Source organism: Streptomyces sp. PKA51 (assembly GCF_057552455.1).
Genome location: NZ_BAAJPZ010000009.1, coordinates 41,757 through 63,058, shown reverse-complemented (window position 1 = coordinate 63,058; position 21,302 = coordinate 41,757). Strand labels below are relative to the sequence as shown.

18 protein-coding genes and 1 pseudogene are annotated in these 21,302 nt (G+C 73.6%); 11 read left to right on the top strand and 8 right to left on the bottom strand.

Annotation, left to right across the window (positions count from 1 at the left end):
- Positions 1–47: 47 nt before the first annotated feature.
- Both AC27L3_RS15935 and AC27L3_RS15930 read right to left on the bottom strand, forming a co-directional pair.
- Positions 48–686, bottom strand: coding sequence for a TetR/AcrR family transcriptional regulator (locus AC27L3_RS15935; protein ID WP_487234672.1), 639 nt, complete (start codon positions 684–686; stop codon positions 48–50).
- Between the two features lie 59 nt (positions 687–745).
- A complete protein-coding gene (locus AC27L3_RS15930) occupies positions 746–1,660 on the bottom strand; it encodes a LysR family transcriptional regulator (RefSeq protein ID WP_487234671.1) in 915 nt (304 codons plus the stop codon).
- A gap of 109 nt (positions 1,661–1,769) precedes the next feature.
- Between AC27L3_RS15930 and AC27L3_RS15925 the strand changes: the two genes are divergently transcribed.
- On the top strand, positions 1,770–2,744 hold the full coding sequence (locus AC27L3_RS15925; RefSeq protein ID WP_487234670.1) for an EamA family transporter: 975 nt from the start codon (positions 1,770–1,772) through the stop codon (positions 2,742–2,744).
- Here the strand turns inward: AC27L3_RS15925 and AC27L3_RS15920 are convergent.
- Positions 2,743–3,372, bottom strand: a pseudogene (locus AC27L3_RS15920) (sugar phosphate isomerase/epimerase family protein); the annotation flags it as partial. The gene AC27L3_RS15925 and the pseudogene AC27L3_RS15920 sit on opposite strands and share 2 nt — an antisense overlap.
- Before the next feature lie 114 nt (positions 3,373–3,486).
- Between AC27L3_RS15920 and AC27L3_RS15915 the strand changes: the two are divergent.
- The 5 genes from AC27L3_RS15915 (at position 3,487) to AC27L3_RS15895 (ending at position 10,585) form a co-directional block, all read left to right on the top strand.
- Positions 3,487–4,647 (top strand): Gfo/Idh/MocA family protein, encoded by a 1,161-nt coding sequence (locus AC27L3_RS15915; protein WP_487234669.1) that lies wholly within the window; start codon positions 3,487–3,489, stop codon positions 4,645–4,647.
- Positions 4,644–5,795: a DUF993 family protein gene (locus AC27L3_RS15910; RefSeq protein ID WP_487234668.1), complete on the top strand. Its 1,152-nt coding sequence runs from the start codon at positions 4,644–4,646 to the stop codon at positions 5,793–5,795. Before AC27L3_RS15915 ends, AC27L3_RS15910 begins: the two co-directional genes overlap by 4 nt.
- Entirely contained in the window at positions 5,792–6,622 is an 831-nt protein-coding gene (locus AC27L3_RS15905) for a sugar phosphate isomerase/epimerase family protein (protein WP_487234667.1), read from the top strand. The genes AC27L3_RS15910 and AC27L3_RS15905 overlap by 4 nt, the downstream gene beginning before the upstream one ends.
- Before the next feature lie 275 nt (positions 6,623–6,897).
- Positions 6,898–9,126, top strand: coding sequence for an SF1B family DNA helicase RecD2 (gene recD2 / locus AC27L3_RS15900; protein ID WP_487234666.1), 2,229 nt, complete (start codon positions 6,898–6,900; stop codon positions 9,124–9,126).
- A 169-nt stretch (positions 9,127–9,295) separates the two neighbouring features.
- Entirely contained in the window at positions 9,296–10,585 is a 1,290-nt protein-coding gene (locus AC27L3_RS15895; RefSeq protein ID WP_365967634.1) for a citrate synthase, read from the top strand.
- Positions 10,586–11,053: 468 nt separating this feature from the next.
- On the opposite strand, the gene AC27L3_RS15890 is transcribed toward AC27L3_RS15895, so the two are convergent.
- The 5 genes from AC27L3_RS15890 to AC27L3_RS15870 all read right to left on the bottom strand — a co-directional run bounded on the left by AC27L3_RS15890 (position 11,054) and on the right by AC27L3_RS15870 (position 14,834).
- Positions 11,054–11,266 carry a heavy-metal-associated domain-containing protein gene (locus AC27L3_RS15890; RefSeq protein ID WP_365967635.1) on the bottom strand — a complete coding sequence of 71 codons (213 nt, stop codon included), beginning with the start codon at positions 11,264–11,266 and terminating at the stop codon, positions 11,054–11,056.
- Positions 11,267–11,368: 102 nt separating this feature from the next.
- Positions 11,369–11,563, bottom strand: coding sequence for a MerR family DNA-binding transcriptional regulator (locus AC27L3_RS15885; protein ID WP_344434433.1), 195 nt, complete (start codon positions 11,561–11,563; stop codon positions 11,369–11,371).
- Positions 11,564–11,775: 212 nt separating this feature from the next.
- Positions 11,776–12,777, bottom strand: a complete 1,002-nt coding sequence (locus AC27L3_RS15880) for a Gfo/Idh/MocA family protein (RefSeq protein ID WP_487234665.1) — start codon at positions 12,775–12,777, stop codon at positions 11,776–11,778.
- 46 nt (positions 12,778–12,823) lie between these two features.
- Positions 12,824–13,867, bottom strand: coding sequence for a Gfo/Idh/MocA family protein (locus AC27L3_RS15875; RefSeq protein WP_487234664.1), 1,044 nt, complete (start codon positions 13,865–13,867; stop codon positions 12,824–12,826).
- Positions 13,868–13,910: 43 nt separating this feature from the next.
- Entirely contained in the window at positions 13,911–14,834 is a 924-nt protein-coding gene (locus AC27L3_RS15870; RefSeq protein ID WP_487234663.1) for a sugar phosphate isomerase/epimerase family protein, read from the bottom strand.
- A 242-nt stretch (positions 14,835–15,076) separates the two neighbouring features.
- On the opposite strand from AC27L3_RS15870, the gene iolC reads away from it, so the two are divergent.
- The 5 genes from iolC (at position 15,077) to AC27L3_RS15845 (ending at position 21,293) form a co-directional block, all read left to right on the top strand.
- On the top strand, positions 15,077–16,030 hold the full coding sequence (gene iolC / locus AC27L3_RS15865) for a 5-dehydro-2-deoxygluconokinase (protein ID WP_487234662.1): 954 nt from the start codon (positions 15,077–15,079) through the stop codon (positions 16,028–16,030).
- A complete protein-coding gene (locus AC27L3_RS15860; RefSeq protein WP_487234661.1) occupies positions 16,027–16,908 on the top strand; it encodes a Cgl0159 family (beta/alpha)8-fold protein in 882 nt (293 codons plus the stop codon). Before iolC ends, AC27L3_RS15860 begins: the two co-directional genes overlap by 4 nt.
- Before the next feature lie 70 nt (positions 16,909–16,978).
- Positions 16,979–17,872: a 5-deoxy-glucuronate isomerase gene (iolB, locus tag AC27L3_RS15855; protein WP_487234660.1), complete on the top strand. Its 894-nt coding sequence runs from the start codon at positions 16,979–16,981 to the stop codon at positions 17,870–17,872.
- Positions 17,869–19,749 carry a 3D-(3,5/4)-trihydroxycyclohexane-1,2-dione acylhydrolase (decyclizing) gene (iolD, locus tag AC27L3_RS15850; RefSeq protein ID WP_487234659.1) on the top strand — a complete coding sequence of 627 codons (1,881 nt, stop codon included), beginning with the start codon at positions 17,869–17,871 and terminating at the stop codon, positions 19,747–19,749. Before iolB ends, iolD begins: the two co-directional genes overlap by 4 nt.
- Before the next feature lie 47 nt (positions 19,750–19,796).
- Positions 19,797–21,293: a CoA-acylating methylmalonate-semialdehyde dehydrogenase gene (locus AC27L3_RS15845; RefSeq protein WP_487234822.1), complete on the top strand. Its 1,497-nt coding sequence runs from the start codon at positions 19,797–19,799 to the stop codon at positions 21,291–21,293.
- Positions 21,294–21,302: the final 9 nt, after the last annotated feature.

Genomic DNA, 21,302 nt, shown 5'->3' with positions numbered 1-21,302 from the left:
GCGCTTGGACGTGGCGTCCGCCCCGGCGGTTCCCCGGCGGGGATCTTCTAGCGGGTCCGGCGGACGCGGGTCAGGCGGCGGGCCCGGGCGGCCCGGATCGGCGAGCGCACGGCCAGCAGCCCGGCCCGCGGGGCGAGCCGGCGCACCATGGCGAAGACCGACTCGGTGCGGGAACGGTCGGCGTCCAGCACGGTGAAGAGGTTCACGCCCAGGTAGAAGGTGACCGCGGCGTTGGCCAGGTCGCGCGGCGGTGTCAGGCGGGCCAGGGGAGTGCCGCCGATGACCCGCTCCAGCGTCTCCTCGATGAATGCCATCCACGGTTCGACCCGCACCCGGATGCCCTCGCGCAGTTCCGGTTTGGCGACGGCGGCGGCCACCAGCTCGGACAGCAGCGTGATGTGCCCGCCCTCGAGGTCGTCGCGGTAGATGCGGGTGGCGCGCTCGGCGAGCTCGGCAAGGGTGCGGGCATCGGCCACGGTGGCGGTGTGCAGGGCCATCCGCTCGGCGGAGGAGCGGTCCAGGGCGGCGAACAGCAAGGGGTCGACACCGCCGAAGTGGTAGAAGATCAGCGCCGAGTTGACACCGGCCTCCTTCGCGATGGTCCGGGCGCTGGCCTTGCCGTAGCCCTGGGTGCGCAGCACCGTGCTCGCGGCGGTGATCAGCCGTTCCTTTGTCTCCACCGACATCTGCCGCCCTCTCGCCGAGCGTTCATCATACGGTTGAATCGATCGCTCAACCGGGCTGGTCACGGCTCTCCCAGCTGCCGCTCGTGCCAGTGCGCCGACAACAGTCGCACGGTCTCCCGTATCGCCGGCCGCCGGGTGGTCCCCGTGCGCCAGTAGGCGAACAGCCGGCGTACGGGGACGGGCTCGACGGGCACCGCCACCACGCCCGGCGGCAGCGGACCGCGGCCCAGCCGGGGAGCGACGGCGATGCCCAGCCCGGCGGCGACGAGGGCGATGTGGGTGTGGTTCTCGGTGGCCTGGTAGGCCAGGTCGGGTTCGCTGCCGGAGGCGCGCAGCGTCCGCACGAGCCAGTCGTAGCAGACGCTGCCCGGCTGCTGGCTGATCCAGCGCTGATGGGCCAGATCGGCCGGGAGCACCGGTGCCCGCTTCGCCAGCGGATGGTCCCGCGGCACCAGCAGATCGCACACGTCCTCGCCGATCGGGGCGCGCCGCAGCCCGTCCGGGGCCGGCAGCGGGGCGACGTCCCACTCGAAGGCGACGGCCACGTCGAGGACGCCCTGCTCGACCAGCCCCACGGACAGGTGCGGTTCCACCTCCGCCAGCCGGGCGTCGACGTCAGGGTGCTCGCGGCCCAGGGCGGCCAGCACGGACGGCAGCAGGCCGCGGGCCGCGGACGGGAACGCCCCGACCATCAGGCGCCCGGCGGGCAGGCCGCGCCGCTCCTCCAGATCGGTCTCGGCCCGCTCGACGATGGCCAGGACGTCCTTGGCGGTCGCGGCCAGCCGCTCGGCCGCGTCCGTCAGCGCCACACCCCGCCCCCTGCGCTCCAGCAGCGTGGTGCGGGTCTCCCGCTCCAGCTTGGCTATGGCCTGCGAGACGGCGGAGGGGGTGTACCCCAGGGCGTCGGCCGCCGCGGTGACCGTGCCGTGCACGGAGACGGCGTACAGGGCGCGCAGCCGGGAAAGGTCCAGCACGACTCGGAATCCTCCCTCGGACGGCCTGTCATTTTTGAGCGTTGCTGAAACCCATCATGTACGAACGTGTGCTGGTGCTGCACGGTCGGGTCTCTTGATGATGGCTCGTATGCGCCCGTTCCACACCTTCCTTGCCGTGTGCGTCGCCGCCCTGTGGGGCGTCAACTTCGTCGTCATAGACGCCGGTCTCGACCGCTTCCCGCCCCTGCTGTTCTGCGCCCTGCGCTTCCTGGCCGCCGCCGTGCCCGCCGTCTTCCTCGTCGGTCGGCCGCCGGTGGCCTGGCGGTGGATCGTCGCCGTGGGACTGGTCCTGGGCGTGGGCAAGTTCGGCCTGCTGTTCATCGGCATGCACGTGGGCATGCCCGCCGGACTGTCCTCTCTTGTGCTGCAGGGGCAGGCCGTCTTCACCGCCCTGTTCGCCGTGGCCGCCCTCGGCGAACGACCCGGCCCGAGGCGCCTGGCGGGCATGGCCGTCGCCATGGCCGGTATCGCGGTGGCCGCCGTGGACGAGGGTGCCTCCGGGCCGCTCGCCGGTTTCCTGTGCGTCGTGGCCGCCGCGGCCTTCTGGGGCGTCTCCAACGTCCTGACGCGCAAGGCCGCACCGCCGGACGCGCTGCGCTTCACCGTCTGGCTGAGCACCGTGCCCGTCCTGCCGCTGCTGCTGCTCTCCCTGGTCTTCGAAGGACCGCGGGCCGACCTGGACGCCCTGCGCTCGGCGGATCTCACCGGCGTCGGCGCGGTCCTGTTCGTCGCCTGGGTCTCCACCCTGCTGGGCTTCGGCGCCTGGGGTCACCTGCTGCGCCGCTACGACGCCTCCACCGTCGCCCCCTTCACCCTGCTGGTGCCCGTCTTCGGGATGTCCTCGGCGTTCGCGCTGCTGGGCGAGGGCGTGAGCCCGCTGCGCTGGTGCGCGGCCGTGCTGCTGGTCGGCGGCGTCGCCCTCACGTCGCTGCCGGGGCGGCGGCGACCAGCCCCCGCAGGTACTCCGCACCCGGACCGGCCAGTTGCACGAAATCTGCCGCCTGCGGGTGCCACCGCTTCTCGTACTCCCAGCACAGCCAGCCGTCCCAGCCCGCGCGGCTGAGCGTGCCCACGCAGGCGCCCAGCGGCAGCACCCCCGCCCCCAGCGGCAGCGGCGCGGTCTCCTCCACCGAGGCGACGTCCTTCACCTGCACGTAGCCCAGGTGCGGGGCCAGCGCGGGGAAGCTCGCGTCCGGCTCCTCGCCGCCCAGCCAGGTGTGCAGCACGTCCCACAGGGCGCCGACGCTGCCGTGCCCGACGGGCCCGAGCACGCGCACCGCGTCCTGGGCGCGGCGGTGCGAGTCGTGCGTCTCCAGCAGGACGCGCACGCCCGCGTCCGCCGCCACCGGGGCGATGGTCCCCAGCCGCCGCGCGGCGTCCGCGTCGGCCTCCTGCGCCGGCCGCTCCCCGCCGCCGGGGAACACCCGCACGTACGGTGCGCCGACGTCCCGCGCGAGCCGCACCAGCGCGTCGAGCTCCGCCATGACCGGCTCGTCCGGACCGGCTCCGGCCACGCGCGCGTACCCGGCGACCGCGAGGACCGCCACACCCGCCTCGGCGAAGCGCACGGCCACCGAGGCCCGCTGTGCGGGCGTCAGCCCCGGGTGCACCGGTTCCTCCGGATGGGCCCGCAGCTCGACTCCGTCGTAGCCGCAGGACGCGGCGAGGTCCACCACGTCGGGCAGGGGCATACCGGGGACGCCGAGAGTGGAGAAAGCCAGCTTCATGGTGATCGGTTTCCCCGCCCGGCGCCGGGAAATGCCCCCAGTGCGAAACAAGCGGTCCGCACGAGGGGGGTTGTGCCCATGGCCGACGGTGCAGGCAGGACGGTGCGGATCGCCATGAACGGCGTCACCGGGCGCATGGGGCACCGCCAGCATCTGGTGCGCTCCATCCTGGCCATCCGCGACGACGGCGGTGTCCGCCTCGACGACGGCAGCACCCTGTGGCCCGAGCCGGTGCTCGTCGGGCGCTCGCCGGAGCGCCTGCGACCGCTCGCCGAGCGGTACGGGCTGCCGGAGTGGAGCTGCGACCTGGACGCCGTGCTCGCCGACCCCTCCGTCGAGGTGTACTTCGACGCCCAGGCCACCGCCGCCCGCGAGGCGGCACTGCGCCGGGCGCTGCAGGCCGGCAAGCACGTCTACTGCGAGAAACCGGTCGCCTCCGGCTACGCGGCCGCCCTCGCGCTCGCCCGCCTGGCCGACCGGGCCGGGGTACGGCACGGGGTCGTGCAGGACAAGCTCTTCCTGCCCGGCATCCGCAAGCTCGCCCGCCTCCTCGCGGCCGGGTTCTTCGGCCGGGTGCTCTCGGTGCGCGGCGAGTTCGGCTACTGGGTCTTCGAGGGCGACACCCGGCCCGCCCAGCGGCCGTCGTGGAACTACCGCGCCCACGAGGGCGGCGGCATCGCGGCCGACATGTTCCCCCACTGGGAGTACGTGCTGCGCGAGCTCTTCGGGCCCGTACGATCCGTCCAGGCGCGGCTGGCCACCCATGTGCCGCGGCGCTGGGACGAGCAGGGCACCGCCTACGCCGCGACCGCCGACGACGCCGCCTATGCCGTCTTCGAACTGCAGGGCGGGGTGGTCGCACAGTTCAACTCCTCCTGGGCGGTGCGCGTGCACCGCGAGGACCTGCTGGAGATCCAGGTCGACGGGACCGAGGGCTCGGCCGTCGCCGGACTGCGGCACTGCCGCGTCCAGCACCGGGCCACCACGCCGAAGAACGTCTGGGACCCCGACGCGGGCCACCGCCGCGACCACCGCGCCCACTGGCAGGAGGTGCCCGACGACGAGGACCACCCCAACGCCTTCCGCGCCCAGTGGGAGCTCTTCCTGCGCCACGTGGCCCGGGGCGGCCCCTGGCGGCACGACCTGCTGACCGGGGCCCGCGGCGTCCTGCTGGCCGAACTGGGCCGGCGCTCCTCCGTCGAGGGCCGGCGGGTGGCCGTACCGGAGCCGGCCCTGTGATCCGGCTGCCCGACGCCTCCGGGCGGCTGCGGACGTACGAGCCCGGGCGCGCCGTCCCCCCGCCGCCGGGCCCGCCCCCGCGCCGCCGCGCGGTCCTGGCCGCCGCCCACGTCGTCGCCGACCCCCTGACGGGCACCGCACCGCACGGACCCGCCCGGCTCGACTGGGACGCCACGCTGGCCTTCCGCCGCCACCTGTGGGCGCACGGGATGGGCGTCGCCGAGGCCATGGACACCGCCCAGCGCGGCGCCGGCCTCGACTGGCCGGCCGCGGCCGAGCTGGTGCGCCGCACCGCCGCCGAGGCGCGCGCCGTGGGCGGCACCCTCGTGTGCGGCGCGGGCACCGACCAGCTGACCCCGCCGTACGGCCCCCCGGCCGCCGTCACGGCCGCCTACGAGGAGCAGCTCGCCGTCGTGGAGGAGGCGGGGGCACCCGCCGTCCTTATGGCCTCCCGGGCTCTTGCGGCCGTCGCGCGCGGACCGGAGGACTACGCGGAGGTCTACGGCAGCCTGCTGCGCCAGGCGCGTGCTCCCGTCGTCCTGCACTGGCTCGGCGCCGACTTCGACCCCGCGCTCGCCGGCTACTGGGGCAGCCACGATCCGGACGTCGCCGCCGACGTCCTGCTGGGGATCGTGGCCGCGCACCCCGGCAAGGTGGCCGGGGTGAAGGTCTCGCTGCTGGACGCCGGCCGCGAGCGGGAGCTGCGCCGCCGGCTGCCGGCCGCGGTGCGCTGCTACACCGGCGACGACCTGCACTACCCGGAGCTCGTCGAGGGCGACGAGTGGGGCCACAGCGACGCCCTGCTGGGCGTCCTGGACCCGCTGGCACCGATCGCCGGCCACGCCCTGCGCCTGCTCGACGCCGGCGACCGCCGGGGCTTCCGGGCCGTCCTGGATCCGACCCTGGCCCTGGCCCGGCACCTGTTCGAGCCGCCGACGCGCTTCTACAAGACCGGAGTCGTCCTGCTGGCCTGGTTGGCCGGGCACCAGGAGCACTTCGCCATGCTTGGCGGCCTGCACGCGGCCCGTTCCCTGCCGCATCTCGCACGCGCCTACGAACTCGCCGACTCCCTCGGGCTGTTCCCCGACCCCGAGCGCGCGCAGGCCCGCATGGCCGGCCTGCTGGCGGTCCACGGGGTGGCGCAGTGACCGCCCCGGACGGCTTCGCCCTCAACCAGCAGACCGTGCGTCAGTGGAGCCTGCCCGAGCTCGTCGCGGGATGCGTGGAGGCGGGGGTGCGCAGCGTCGGCCTGTGGCGGGAGCCCGTGCGGGCGTACGGGCCGGCCGCCGCCGCACGGCTGCTGCGGGCGGCCGGACTGGACGTCAGCAGCCTGTGCCGGGGCGGGTTCCTGACGGCCCCCGGCCCGGCGGCGCGGACCGAGGCGCTGGCCGACAACAGGGCGGCCGTCGACGAGGCGGCCCTCCTGGGCGCCGGCACCCTCGTGCTGGTCTCCGGCGGCCTGCCGCCCGGCAGCCGGGACCTGGCCGGGGCCCGGGAACGGGTGGCCGACGCCCTCGCCGAACTCGGCCCGTACGCCGCCGCGCACGGCGTACGGCTGGCGATCGAGCCGCTGCACCCGATGTACGCCTCGGACCGCTGTGTGGTCTCCACCCTGCGCCAGGCCCTCGACCTCGCGGAACGCTTCCCGGCCGAGGAGGTGGGGGTGGTGGTGGACACCTACCACCTGTGGTGGGACGACACCGTCGCCGGGCAGCTGGAGCGGGCCGGGCGCGGGGGCCGGATCGCGGCCTTCCAGCTCGCCGACTGGGTCACGCCGCTGCCCGAGGGCGTCCTGCTGGGCCGGGGCCAGCTGGGGGACGGGTGCGTGGACCTGCGCTGGTTCCACGAGCGCGTGCGGGCCGCCGGGTTCACCGGCCCCGCCGAGGTGGAGATCTTCAGCGAGCGGCTGTGGCGGCGGGCGGGCGCGGAGGTCCTGGCCGAGGTGCTGGAGCGGTACCGGGCACACGTCCTGTGAACGCCAGTTCTACCGTCCGTAACGGAACGATAACAGTCGGAAATCGCTGCAACCCCGTGGAGCCGTAGCGAGTCGTAGCCGGCGTCGGGCTTCCTCGGGGGTGATCCGGGGGGATGAGGAGGAAGTCCGCCAGGGGGAGCACGAGGGGCCCGGCCGTCGGACCGGGCCCCTCGCAGCGTCCCCGGGCCGTGCGGCGACCGCGCCGGGCGCCAAGCGGAAGCGGGGATATCCACAGGCCCGAACGGGCTGTCGGGCCCCGGCTGTACCGTCGGGGCATGGTGCAACTGGCAGTGGTCGAAGGGGTCCTCGAACGGATCACCTACGCCAACGAGGAGACGGGATACACCGTCGCCCGTGTGGACACCGGCCGCGGCGGCGGCGACCTCCTCACGGTGGTCGGCTCGCTGCTCGGTGCGCAGCCCGGCGAGTCACTGCGCCTGGAGGGCCGCTGGGGCTCCCACCCGCAGTACGGGCGGCAGTTCACCGTGGAGAACTACACCACCGTCCTGCCCGCCACCATCCAGGGCATCCGCCGCTACCTGGGCTCCGGGCTGATCAAGGGCATCGGCCCGCGCATCGCCGACCGCATCGTCACCCACTTCGGCACCGACACCCTCGACATCATCGAGAAGGAGCCGGCCCGGCTGATCGAGGTCCCCGGGTTGGGCCCCAAGCGCACCCGTTCGATCGGCGCGGCGTGGGAGGAGCAGAAGGCCATCAAGGAGGTCATGGTCTTCCTGCAGGGCGTCGGCGTCTCCACCTCCATCGCCGTGCGCATCTACAAGAAGTACGGCGACGCCTCCATCTCCGTCACCCGCAACCAGCCCTACCGGCTGGCGGCCGACGTGTGGGGCATCGGCTTCCTGACCGCCGACCGCATCGCGCAGGCCGTCGGCATCCCGCACGACAGCCCCGACCGGGTCAAGGCCGGCCTGCAGTACGCCCTGTCCCAGTCCACCGACCAGGGGCACTGCTTCCTGCCGGAGGAGCGGCTGATCGCCGACGCGGTCAAGCTGCTGCAGGTCGACGTGGGCCTGGTCATCGAGTGCCTGGCCGAACTCGCCACGGACGAGGAGGGCGTGGTGCGCGAGCAGGTGCCCGCCCCGGACGGCGGGGAGCCGGTCACCGGCGTCTACCTCGTCCCCTTCCACCGCGCCGAGCTGTCCCTGGCCGGGCAACTGGCACGGCTGCTGCGCACCCCGGAGGACCGGCTGGCCGCCTTCCACGACGTCCGGTGGGACAAGGCCCTGACCTGGCTCGCCGGGCGCACGGGCGCGGAGCTCGCCCCCGAGCAGCAGGAGGCCGTCAAGCTCGCGTTGACCAGCAAGGTGGCCGTCCTGACCGGCGGGCCGGGCTGCGGCAAGTCCTTCACCGTGCGGTCCGTGGTGGAGCTGGCCCGTGCCAAGAAGGCCAAGGTGGTGCTGGCCGCGCCCACCGGGCGGGCCGCCAAGCGGCTGGCCGAGCTCACCGGCGCGGACGCCTCCACCGTGCACCGGCTCCTGGAGCTCAAGCCGGGCGGCGACGCCGCCTACGACAAGGACCGGCCGCTGGACGCCGACCTGGTGGTGGTCGACGAGGCGTCGATGCTCGACCTGCTGCTGGCCAACAAGCTGGTCAAGGCGGTCGCGCCGGGGGCGCACCTGCTGCTCGTCGGGGACGTCGACCAGCTGCCGTCCGTCGGCGCCGGCGAGGTGTTGCGCGACCTGCTGGCCCCGGGCGGCCCCGTCCCGGCCGTGCGGCTCACCCGCATCTTCCGCCAGGCCCAGCAGTCCGGTGTGGTGACCAATGCGCACCGCATCAACTCCGGTGTGCAGCCCATCACCCAGGGCCTGAAGGATTTCTTCCTCTTCGTCGAGGAGGACACCGAGGAGGCGGGCCGCCTCACCGTCGACGTGGCGGCCCGGCGCCTCCCCGCGAAGTTCGGCCTCGACCCCCGCCGGGACGTCCAGGTGCTCGCCCCGATGCACCGCGGCCCGGCGGGCGCGGGCACCCTCAACGGCCTGTTGCAGCAGGCCATCACGCCCGCCCGGCCCGACCTGCCCGAACGCCGCTTCGGCGGCCGGGTCTTCCGCGTCGGGGACAAGGTCACGCAAATCCGCAACAACTACGAAAAAGGGAAGAACGGCGTCTTCAACGGCACGGTGGGGGTGGTCACGGGCTTGGACGTCGTCGAGCAGCGGCTGACCGTCCTCACCGACGAGGACGAGGAGGTCGGCTACGACTTCGACGAGCTGGACGAACTCGCCCACGCGTACGCCGTCACCATCCACCGCTCGCAGGGCAGCGAGTACCCCGCGGTGGTGATCCCGGTCACCACCGGTGCATGGATGATGCTGCAGCGCAATCTGCTCTATACCGCCGTTACCCGGGCAAAACGTCTCGTCGTCCTGGTCGGCTCGCGGCGAGCCCTCGGCCAGGCGGTACGCACCGTCTCGGCGGGCCGGCGCTGCACGGCCCTGGATTTCCGGCTCGCGGCCGCGGGCGGAGGTGGTGTTCGTCTCTGAACGGTTTACCAATCCGGGCGAAGGGGGCAGGATGGGCAGGCTGGACGGCACTGAGTGCCGTCCACGGGCCCTACGGCCGACCCCGAGTGCACGTCCAGCGTCCAAATGGGGGAAGGTAGGGGTAGTCAGGGCACCTCGAAGAAGAGGCACAACGTCGGTGAGGGATGACGTGAGCGACAACTCTGTAGTACTGCGGTACGGGGACGGCGAATACAGCTACCCGGTGGTCGACAGCACCGTGGGCGACAAGGGCTTCGACATCGGCAAGCTGCGTGCCCAGACCGGTCTGGTGACCCTGGACTCCGGCTACGGCAACACCGCCGCCTATAAATCCGCGATCACCTACCTCGACGGCGAGCAGGGCATCCTGCGCTACCGCGGCTACCCGATCGAGCAGCTGGCCGAGCGCAGCACGTTCCTGGAGACCGCCTTCCTGCTGATCAACGGCGAGCTGCCGACGGTCGACGAGCTGGCGTCCTTCCGCAACGAGATCACCCAGCACACCCTGCTGCACGAGGACGTCAAGCGGTTCTACGACGGCTTCCCGCGTGACGCCCACCCCATGGCCATGCTGTCCTCGGTGGTCAGCGCGCTGTCCACCTTCTACCAGGACAGTCACAACCCGTTCGACGACAACCAGCGCCACCTGTCGACGATCCGGCTGCTCGCCAAGCTGCCGACGATCGCGGCCTACGCGTACAAGAAGTCGATCGGCCACCCGGTGGTCTACCCGCGTAACGACCTCGGCTACGTCGAGAACTTCCTGCGCATGACCTTCTCGGTGCCCGCCGCCGAGTACGAGCTGGACCCGGTCGTCGTCAGCGCCCTGGACAAGCTGCTGATCCTGCACGCCGACCACGAGCAGAACTGCTCCACCTCGACCGTGCGCCTGGTGGGCTCCTCGCAGGCCAACCTGTTCGCGTCGATCTCCGCGGGCATCAACGCCCTGTGGGGCCCCCTGCACGGTGGCGCCAACCAGGCCGTCCTGGAGATGCTGGAGTCCATCAAGAACTCCGGCGGCGACGTCGACGCCTTCATCCGCAAGGTGAAGAACAAGGAGGACGGCGTCCGCCTGATGGGCTTCGGGCACCGCGTCTACAAGAGCTTCGACCCCCGGGCGAAGATCATCAAGGCGGCGGCGCACGACGTCCTCTCCTCGCTCGGCAAGAGCGACGAGCTGCTGGACATCGCGCTCAAGCTGGAGGAGCACGCGCTCAGCGACGACTACTTCGTCTCGCGCAACCTCTACCCGAACGTGGACTTCTACACCGGTCTGATCTACCGGGCCATGGGCTTCCCGTCCGAGATGTTCACCGTGCTCTTCGCGCTCGGCCGGCTCCCCGGCTGGATCGCCCAGTGGCACGAGATGATCAAGGAGCCGGGTTCCCGCATCGGTCGCCCGCGCCAGATCTACACGGGCGTCGTCCAGCGCGACTTCGTCCCGGTGGAGCAGCGCTGACGCGAAGGCGTCGAGCCGTAAGGCCGTAAAGCCATAAGGTTGTAAGGCCGCAAGGCTGTAAGACTGCAAGGTCGTAAGCGACAGGGCCCCCGCACCGTGACGGTGCGGGGGCCCTGTCGCTGTGCTGCTGCGAAAAGCGCCCCGCCCCCGATCCCCCCACGGGTCGGAGCGAGGCGCTTTCCTTGCCCCGGTCGGATTCCCCCCACGGGATCCGACCGGGAGCCGACGGACGCGATCTGCCGGGACGCGTACGTACGGGAGGGCCGCTCAAAGCTCCCCGGGTACGTGCCCCGGCCACGCGTTGCGCCGGGCCGTCCCCCAAGACGTCCAGCACTGCACGGTTAGACCCACAACCCCCGGCGATGGTTACCTCCCAATCGCTGTGATCTAGGTCTCCTGCCATATCGGGCACACGAGGGCAAGGGGTCACTTGTGGTGATTCTGTGAGGATCGCGTACCTGATTTCGGTCAGGCGGGGCCGGCGAGCTCGTAGCCGGCCTCGTCCACCGCGGCGCGCACGGCGGCCTCGTCCAGCGGGGCGGCCGAGTCCACGGTGACCAGGCCCGTGGCGGCGACGGCCTGCACCGAGGTGACGCCCTCCAGGGCGGACAGCTCGCTGGTGACCGCGGACTCGCAGTGGCCGCAGGTCATGCCGGTCACCTTGTAGACGGTGGTGGTCATGGGCGTACTCCTCGCACGTGTTCGTCCGGCGTCGGCGACGGCCGGGATAACGATCGACAGCTTACCCCCTGGGGGTATGTCGGGGGTGGGGAATCGGAGGTTTCAACGTTTCTTCGCCGCGCCCGGGCGCTGTGTCACCCAGTGCCGGATGGTGTCGGCGTACCAGTGCGGCCTGCCGCCTTCGCTGGCGTCGGGCGGCGGCAGCAGCCCGTGCTTGCGGTACGAGCGCACGGTGTCGGGCCGCACACCGATGTGTGCGGCGATCTCGCGGTAGGACCAGAGTCGGCGGTCGGTCATCTCTCGCCTTCCCGCCGCGCCGCGGTCACGGAAGGGGGGATCCGTGGGGGAGCCGGGCGCGGCTTCTTCCGCGGCGAGCCTCGCCCCAGGGCACGACGCCGCGTGATCACGCGCGACGGCTGTCGGGGCTCTGTGACGGAAAGACGGCCCGTTCGTGACGGCCGTGACCCCGGGGTGACCTGGTAACAACCCGGCCGGGGTTGCTACCGGCGTCAGCCGACGTCCGCCAGCCGCACCGGGCGGTCCTCCCGGCGCGAGACCTCGCAGGCCTCCGCGACGTGCAGGGCCCGCAGCCCCTCCGCCCCGGGGCACGGGTTGGCGCCGAGCCCCCGGGCGGCGTGGACGAACGCCGCGAGCTCGGCCCGGTAGGCGTCCGCGAAGCGCTCCCGGAAGTCGGCCCAGGGGTGCGGCGGGGCACCGGGGCCGTCCGGCTCGGCCGAGGTCAGCGGGGTCCGTTCGGCGAGCCCGACGACCCACTGGTCGCGTTCGCCGGACAGCTCCGTGCGCACGTCGTAGCCCGCGCCGTTGTACCGGGTGGCGGTCGCCGTGACCAGCGTGCCGTCGTCGAGGGTCAGGACGGCGGCCGCGGTGTCCACGTCGCCGGCCTGCCGGAAGAAGTCGGCGCCGCCGTTCGCGCCGCGCGCGTAGACCTCGGTGACCTCGCGGCCCGTCAGCCAGCGCACCGCGTCGAAGTCGTGCACCAGGCAGTCGCGGAACAGTCCGCCGGACAGCGGCAGGAAGTCCGCCGGCGGTGGCGTCGCGTCGGAGGTCACGCACCGGATCGTGTGCACCCGCCCCAGCAGTCCCGAGCGCAGCGCCTGTCGTGCCGCCAGGTAGCCGGCGTCGAAGCGGCGCTGGAAGCCGATCTGCAGCAGGGTGCCCGCCGCCTCCACCTCGCGCAGCGCGGCTATCGTGCCCGCCAGGTCCAGCGCGATGGGCTTCTCGCAGAAGGCGGGCAGCCCGGCGCGGGCCGCCCGGGTGATCAGGCCCGGGTGGGAGGCGCTGGCGGTGGCGATCACCACGGCGTCCACGCCGGCGGAGGTGAAGATCTCGCCGGTGCTGCGGGCGGGGCGGGCGCCCACGGCCTCGGCGAGGACCGCCGCCCGGCCCGGGTCGGCGTCGGCGATCACCAGCTCGCCGACCCCGTCGGCCGCCGTGAGCGCCGCGGCGTGCAGGGAACCCATGCGTCCAGCGCCGAGCAGTCCGATCCGCATGTCACGTGCTCCGTTCCTGGTGGTGCAGAGGTGGGGGGTGCTTGCGTCAGCCGGTCTCGTCGTACAGCGCGGGCCGCTTCGCCAGGGCGACCTCGACGCGCTCGCCGCTCTCCTGGGCCCGGACGGCCGCCTCGCACACCGCGGCGGCGGCGTAGCCGTCCCAGCTGCTCGGGCCCGTGCACACCCCGCGCCGCGTGGCGTCCACCCACTCCTGCACCTCGCGGTCGTAGGCGGCGCGGAAGCGGGTGAGGAAGTCCTGGGGGACCGGCCCGCCCCATCGCCCGTCCGCGGCGACGAGCGGCCCGCGTTCCTCGCCGATGCGCACGCTGCCGCGTTCGCAGACCGCCTCGCAGCGCACCTGGTAGCCGAAGCCGCAGTTGACGAAGACCTCGACGTCGACGACCGCGCCCGCGGCCGTCTCCAGCAGCACCAGCTGGGGGTCGCCGAGTCCTGCGGGCGCGGTCGGGGAGGGCGCGGGCCGCAGCACGCGCACGGCCGTGATCTCCTGACCGAGCAGCCAGCGGGTCGCGTCGATCTCGTGCACGGCGGAGTCCTCGACGAGCATCCGGTCGGTGAACCCCGGTGGCGTCGAGGCGTTGCGGTGGACGCAGTGCAGCAGGAGCGGCCGCCCGAGCCCGCCGGCGTCCAGCAGCGCCTTCAGCTGCCGGTACTCCTCGTCGTACCGCCGCATGAACCCCACCTGCACCCGGCGCCGGCCCAGGCGCACCTCCGCCTCGACGACCCGCAGCGCGGCGGCCGCGTCCGGCGTCAGCGGCTTCTCGCACAGGACGGGCAGGTCGTGGGCGAGCGCCTGCAGCAGGGCCGCCTCGTGGGCCGGGCCGGGGGAGGCGATGAGGACGGCGTCGACGTCACCGCAGGCCATGGCGGCGGCCGCGTCCGTGAAGGGGGTGCAGCCGGGGGCGAGGGCGGCGGCCGCCCGCGCGCGCCCGGCGTCGACGTCGACGACCGCGGTCACCCGTGCGCCGCGGGTCGCCTCCGCCAGGCGCCGGACGTGGTCCGCGCCCATCCGTCCGGTGCCGATGACGGCCACGCCGAGGGGGGTGTCGTGGGCACGGGTCTGTTGCGTCATGGTGGTCGTTCCTCGGTCGGCGTTGCTCTCGGTCGGCCGTGGGTCAGGCCCCGCAGGTGCGCAGGAAGGCGCGGGTGCGGCGGGCGATGGGCAGCGGCCGGTCGGGCGGGCAGGGGTACATGTCCTGCTCGACGATGGCGAAGAGGTCCACGCCCAGCCCTTGGGCCGCGGCCAGGACGGGCTCCAGGGCCGGTACGCCCCGCGGCGGTTCGCACATCACGCCCTGGCGCACGGCCGGCCCGAAGGGCGTGCCGCGCTCGACCACGTCGGCGAGGACGGCGGGGTCCACCTGCTTGAGGTGCAGGTAGGCGATGCGCTCGCCGTAGGTCTTGATGAGCTCGACGCTGTCGCCGCCGCAGTAGGCGTAGTGTCCGGTGTCCAGGCAGAGGCCGACCCGCGCGGGGTCGGTGGCGTCCAGGAAGCGCGCGACGTTCGCCTCGGTGTCGATGTGGGTGTCGGCGTGCGGGTGCACGGCGATCGTCAATCCGTAGGCGTCGCGCACCCGGTCGGCCAGCCGCTCGGTACCGCGCGCGAGGTGCCGCCACTGCTCGGCCGTCAACTCGGGGCTCTCCAGCTGCTCGGCCGTCTTGTCGTCGCGCCAGAAGGCGGGGATGGCCACCAGGTGCGTGCCGCCGACGGCCCTGGTCAGCTCGGCCACGCGGGCCACCTGCTCCCAGGTCTCCTCCCACACGCCGGGGCCCCGGTGCAGGGCGGTGAAGACCGTGCCGGCGGACACGTGCAGGCCCCGGCTGCCGGTCTCCTCGCGCAGGCGGTCGGGCTCGGTGGGCAGGTAGCCGTAGGGGCCGAGCTCGATCCACTCGTAGCCCGCCTCGGCCACCTCGTCCAGGAACCGCCGCCAGGGCACCTGCGCCGGGTCGTCCGCGAACCACACGCCCCACGAGTCCGGGGCGGAGCCGACGCGGATCCGGTCGAGCGGCGCGGGAGCGGCGGGGGCGGTGGGGTCCATACGGCGGCTCTCCTCTCGCCGGTCCTCGTCGACCGGGCAAGGGCTGGGACGTTCGGTAGCTTCCCGACTGGCCGGAAGGGTGTCAAGGGTACGTCCGGACATACGGACGTAACGTCAATACAAGCCTCCGCACGTCTGCACGTCCGTATGTAAGGACAAATGCTTGACAGGTCCCGGCGCCCCCCGCTAGACCTGAGCCGCAGCCAGAGCGCCTGGCCGGTCAGGGGAGACGAGGGGAAGCGATGCCCGGTCCGTACGACCTCATCACCATGGGCCGGCTGGGGGTGGACCTCTACCCGCTGCAGAGCGGGGTACCGCTCTCCCGCGTCGAGACCTTCGGCAAGTTCCTCGGCGGCTCCGCCGCCAACGTCGCGGTCGCCGCCGCCCGCCTCGGCCGCCGCACCGCACTGATCAGCCGCACCGGCGACGACCCCTTCGGCGCCTACCTCCACGACGCCCTGCACGACTTCGGCGTCGACGACCGCTGGGTCACTCCCGTCGCCGCCTACCCCACCCCCCTGACCTTCTGCGAGATCCACCCGCCGGACGACTTCCCGCTGTACTTCTACCGCCACCCCAAGGCCCCCGACCTGGAGATCCACCCCGCCGAGCTGGACCTGGCCGCCATCGGTGCCGCCCGCATCTTCTGGATGACCGGCACCGGCCTGAGCGAGGAACCCAGCCGCAGCGCCACCCTCGCCGCACTCGAAGCCCGCGCCGCGGGCGCCACCACCGTCTTCGACCTCGACTGGCGCCCGATGTTCTGGAACGGCGGCGCGGACGCCGCCCGCCCCTGGTACGCCCGGGCCCTCGCCCACGCCACCGTCGCCGTCGGCAACACCGCCGAATGCGAGGTCGCCACCGGCGAGTGCGACCCGCACGCCGCCGCCCGCGCCCTGCTGGCCGCCGGCGTCGAACTCGCCGTCGTCAAACAGGGCCCCCGGGGCGTGCTCGCCGTCCACCGCGACGGCACCGTCGCCGAAGTACCGCCCGTCCCCGTCGACGTCGTCAACGGACTCGGCGCCGGCGACGCCTTCGGCGGCGCGCTGTGCCACGGACTCCTCGCCGGATGGGACCTCGACCGCACCGTCCGCTACGCCAATGCCGCCGGCGCCGTCGTCGCCTCCCGGCTCGCCTGCTCCTCCGCCATGCCCACCCGCGACGAGGTCACCGCCCTGCTGGACGGCACCCCATGACCGCCGTGACCATCGCCGACCTGCCCCGGGTGCGCAGCCGGCACCCCGAAGCCGTCGCCGAGGCCGCCGCCCGCCGTGCCCGCCGGCCCCTGCTCGGCGACCGCGGCCGGCTGCTCGTCGTCGCCGCCGACCACACCGCGCGCGGCGCCCTCGACGCCGGCGACCGCACCCTGGCCATGGCCAACCGCGCCGACCTCCTCGAACGCCTGTGCCTCGCACTCTCCCGCCCCGGCGTGGACGGCGTCCTGGCCACCGCCGACATCCTCGACGACCTGCTGCTGCTCGGCGCCCTCGAGAACAAGGTCGTCATGGGCTCCATGAACCGCGGCGGCCTGCACGGCGCCGCCTTCGAAATGGACGACCGCTTCACCGGCCCCCGCGCCGACGACCTCGTCCGCCGCGGCTTCGACGCCGGCAAACTGCTGCTGCGCATCGACTACGACGACCCCGGCTCCCTCGACACCCTCGAATCGGCGGCGCGCACGATCGACGCGATGGCCGAGCGGCGACTGCCGGTCTTCGTCGAGCCGTTCCTCTCCCGGCGCGTCGACGGCACCGTCCGCAACGACCTCGGCGCCGAGGCCGTCACCAAGTCCATCGCCATCGCCTCGGGCCTCGGCGCGACGTCCGCGTACACGTGGTTGAAGGTGCCGGTGACGGACGATGCGGCCGACATGGCGCGGGTGATGCAGACCTCCACGCTGCCGGCCGTCGTCCTGGGCGGGGACGTGGGACCCGACCAGGACGCGACGTACGACCGCTGGCGCACGGCACTGCGCCTGCCGACCGTCCACGGCCTGGTGGTGGGCCGCACCTTGCTGTACCCACCGGACGACGACGTGACGACGGCCGTCGACACGGCGGTGAGCCTGCTGTGACACACCGGTCGTCGGCAGGCGTCCCGCCGGGGGAGGAACTCCTGCCCACAAACCCGCTGGAGGGAACCGTATGACCACGCGCCACCACCTCCCCGCCGGCAGCGCCGGCAGCGGCCCGTACGCGCTGGACGTCAGTCCGAAGAGCGCCGGCTGGGGCTACTCCGCCCTGCGCGTGCTCACCCTCGCCGCCGGCGGCAGCCACGCCTTCGACACCGGCGACAGCGAGTGGATCGTGCTGCCGCTCGCCGCCACCGGCGTCACCGTCGCAACGGACGCGGGCGCGGCGTTCGAGCTGCAGGGCCGCACCGGCGTCTTCGCCGCCGTCACCGACTTCGCGTACGTCCCCCGCGACGCGCACGTCACCGTCACCGCCCCCACCGGCGGGCGGATCGCCTTGGCGGGCGCGCGGTGCGGGCGGGCGCTGCCCGCCCGTTACGGGCCGGCCCCATCCGTCCCCGTCGAGGTGCGCGGCGCGGGCACGTGTTCCCGGCAGGTCAACAACTTCGCCGCCGCCGGGGTCTTCGACTGCGACCGGCTCATCGCCGTCGAGGTCCTCACCCCCGGCGGCAACTGGTCCTCCTATCCGCCCCACAAGCACGACGAGCACCACCCCGGCGCCGAGTCCGAGCTGGAGGAGATCTACTACTTCGAGATCGCCGGCGGCCCCGCCGGCACCCCGGGCCACGGCTACCACCGCGTCTCGCCCTCGCGCCCCGGGGGTACGGAGGTGCTCGCCGAGGTCCGTACGGGGGACGTCGTCCTGATTCCCGACGGCTGGCACGGCCCGTCCATCGCCGCGCCCGGCCACGACATGTACTACCTGAACGTCATGGCGGGACCCGGCGCGGAGCGCGAGTGGCTCATCCGGGACCACCCCGACGTCGCGTGGATCCGCGACACCTGGCCGGGCCTCGACCCCGACCCGCGCCTGCCGTTCCCGCAGCACCCGGGAGGAGACCGATGACCCGACGGCTGACCGTCGCCCAGGCCCTGGTGGAGTTCCTGGCCCACCAGTACACCGAGCGGGACGGGCGCCGGCAGCGCCTGATCGCCGCCTGCTGGGGCATCTTCGGCCACGGCAACGTGGCCGGTGTGGGGCAGGCGTTGCTGGAGACCGGCGACGCGCTGCCCTATCTCCAGGGCCGCAACGAACAGGCCATGGTGCACGCCGCCGTCGGCTACGCCCGCCACCGCGACCGGCTCTCCGCCCACGCGGTGACCACCTCCATCGGCCCCGGCGCCACCAACCTCGTCACCGGGGCCGCCCTCGCCACGATCAACCGCATCCCCGTCCTCCTGCTCCCCGGGGACGTCTTCGCCACCCGCCCCGCCGACCCCGTGCTGCAGCAGCTGGAGCATCCGGGCGCCGGCGACGTCTCGGTCAACGACTGCCTGCGCCCGGTCTCGCGCTACTTCGACCGGATCGTGCGCTCCGAGATGCTGATCCCCGCCGCCCTGCAGGCGATGCGCGTGCTGGCCGACCCCGCCGAGACCGGCGCCGTCACCCTCGCCCTGCCCCAGGACGTGCAGGCCGAGTCGTGCGACTGGCCGGAGGAGTTCTTCGCCGACCGCGTCTGGCACGTACGCCGCCCGGCCCCCGACCCGGCCGAACTGGACGCGGCCGTACGGACCGTGCGCGCCGCCCGCCGGCCGCTGCTGATCGCGGGCGGCGGCGTGCACCACAGCGAGGCCGAGGACGCGCTGCGCGCCCTCGTGGACGCCACCGGCATCCCCGTTGCCTCCACCCAGGCCGGCAAGGGGTCGCTGCGGTACGACCATCCGGCGGACGTGGGCGGCATCGGGCACACCGGGACGGCCGTGGCCGACGCCCTCGCCCGCACCGCCGACGTCGTCATCGGCGTGGGCACCCGCTACAGCGACTTCACCACCGCCTCCTCGACGCTGTTCACCGCGCCCGACGTGCGGTTCGTCAACCTCAACATCACCGGTCACGACGCCCACAAGATGGCCGGCCTGCCGCTGGTCGCCGACGCCCGCGCCGGGCTGGAGGCGCTGGCGCGGGAACTGCGCGGCTACCGCGTGCCGGACGCGTACGTGAGTGTGTACACGGCCGGCAAGACCGAGTGGGAGGGCGTCGTCGACCGCGCGTACCGGCCCACCGACGGGTGGGAGGACGGTGCCCGGCCCACCCAGGCGCAGGTGCTGGGCGCCCTGGACGCCGTCGTCGGCGACGAGGACGTCATCGTCAACGCGGCCGGCTCCCTGCCCGGCGACCTGCACAAGCTCTGGCGCGCCCGCTCCCGCCGCCAGTACCACCTGGAGTACGGCTACTCCTGCATGGGCTACGAGATCCCCGCCGCCATCGGCGTCGCCCTGGCCGACCCCGGCCGCCCCGTGTGGGCGCTGGTCGGCGACGGCACCTATCTGATGATGCCCACCGAGATCGTCACCGCCGTGCAGGAGGGCGTCCCCCTCAAGATGGTGCTCGTGCAGAACCACGGCTACGCCTCCATCGGCGGCCTGTCCGAGGCCGTCGGCGGCGAGCGCTTCGGCACGGCCTACCGCTTCCGGGCACCCGACGGCACCTTCACCGGCGAGCCGCTGCCGGTGGATCTCGCGGCCAATGCGGCCTCTTTGGGCATGGGAGTGCTGCGGGTGCGCACGACCGCGGAACTGCGCCCGGCGCTCGCCGAGGCGCGCGCCGCCGACCGGCCCACATGTGTCTACGTGGAGACCGAAACGGCCGACACAGTGCCGGGCGCGCCCCCCGCGCAGGCGTGGTGGGATGTGCCTGTCGCCGAGACGGCCACCCGCCCTGCCGCGGTGACGGCGCGGGAGGAGTACGACCGCGGCGCCGCCGCCCGCCGCCGCCACCTGTGAAGCCGCCATCCGTGAAAACCGGCGACGTGACGAGAGAGGTCGAGCAGATGAAGACCGTCCACCACTGGATCGACGGCAAGTCCGTCGAGGGCACCTCCGGCACGTACGGCCCGGTGACCGACCCGGCGACCGGCGCCGTCACCACGCGCGTCGCCTTCGCCTGCGCCGAGGAGGTCGACGCGGCGGTCGCGGCGGCCAAGGCCGCGTACGCCACGTGGCGCACGTCCTCGCTGGCCACCCGCACCGGCGTACTCTTCCGCTACCGCGCCCTGCTGGACGCCCACCGTGAGGAGCTGGCCCGCCTGATCACCGCCGAGCACGGCAAGGTCCATTCCGACGCGCTGGGCGAAGTGGCCCGCGGCCTGGAGATCGTGGAGCTGGCCTGCGGCATCACCACGCAGCTCAAGGGCGAGCTGTCGACGCAGGTGGCCAGCCGGGTGGACGTGGCGGCGATCCGGCAGCCGCTGGGCGTGGTCGCCGGCATCACACCGTTCAACTTCCCGGCGATGGTGCCGATGTGGATGTTCCCGCTGGCGGTCGCCTGCGGCAACACCTTCGTCCTCAAGCCGAGCGAGAAGGACCCCTCGGCCGCGATCCGGCTGGCCGAGCTCGCCGCCGAGGCCGGGCTGCCGGACGGCGTGCTCAACGTCGTCAACGGCGACCGCACCGCCGTCGACCGCCTCCTGGAGCACCCCGACGTCGCCGCCGTCTCCTTCGTCGGCTCGACGCCGATCGCCCGCCACATCCACACCACGGCCTCCGCGCACGGCAAGCGCGTCCAGGCGCTGGGCGGCGCCAAGAACCACATGCTCGTCCTGCCCGACGCCGACCTCGACGCCGCCGCCGACGCCGCCGTCTCCGCCGCCTACGGCTCGGCGGGGGAGCGCTGCATGGCCATCTCGGCGGTCGTGGCGGTCGGCGGCACCGGCGACGAACTGGTGGCGAAGATCCGCGAACGGGCCGAGAAGGTCAGGATCGGCCCCGGCGACGACCCGGCCTCCGAAATGGGCCCGCTCATCACCCGCGCGCACCGCGACAAGGTCGCCTCCTACGTGCGCGGCGCCGCCGCCCAGGGCGCGGACGTCGTCCTCGACGGCACGGGCCTCACCCCGCCGGCCGGGTACGAGGAGGGCCACTGGATCGGGCTGTCCCTGCTGGACCACGTGCCCACCGACGCCGACGCCTACCGCGACGAGATCTTCGGCCCGGTGCTGTGCGTGCTGCGCGCCGCGACGTACGAGGAGGGCGTGGCCCTCATCAACGCCTCCCCCTGGGGCAACGGCGCCGCCGTCTTCACCCGCGACGGCGGCGCGGCACGGCGCTTCCAGCTGGAGGTCGAGGCGGGCATGGTGGGCGTGAACGTGCCCATCCCGGTGCCGGTGGGCTACCACTCGTTCGGCGGCTGGAAGCACTCGCTCTTCGGCGACCTGCACGTCTACGGCAACGACGGCGTGCACTTCTACACCCGCGGCAAGGTCGTCACCACCCGCTGGCCCGACCCGGCGGACGCGGGCGTGGACCTGGGCTTCCCGAGCCACAAGTAGGCGGCCCCG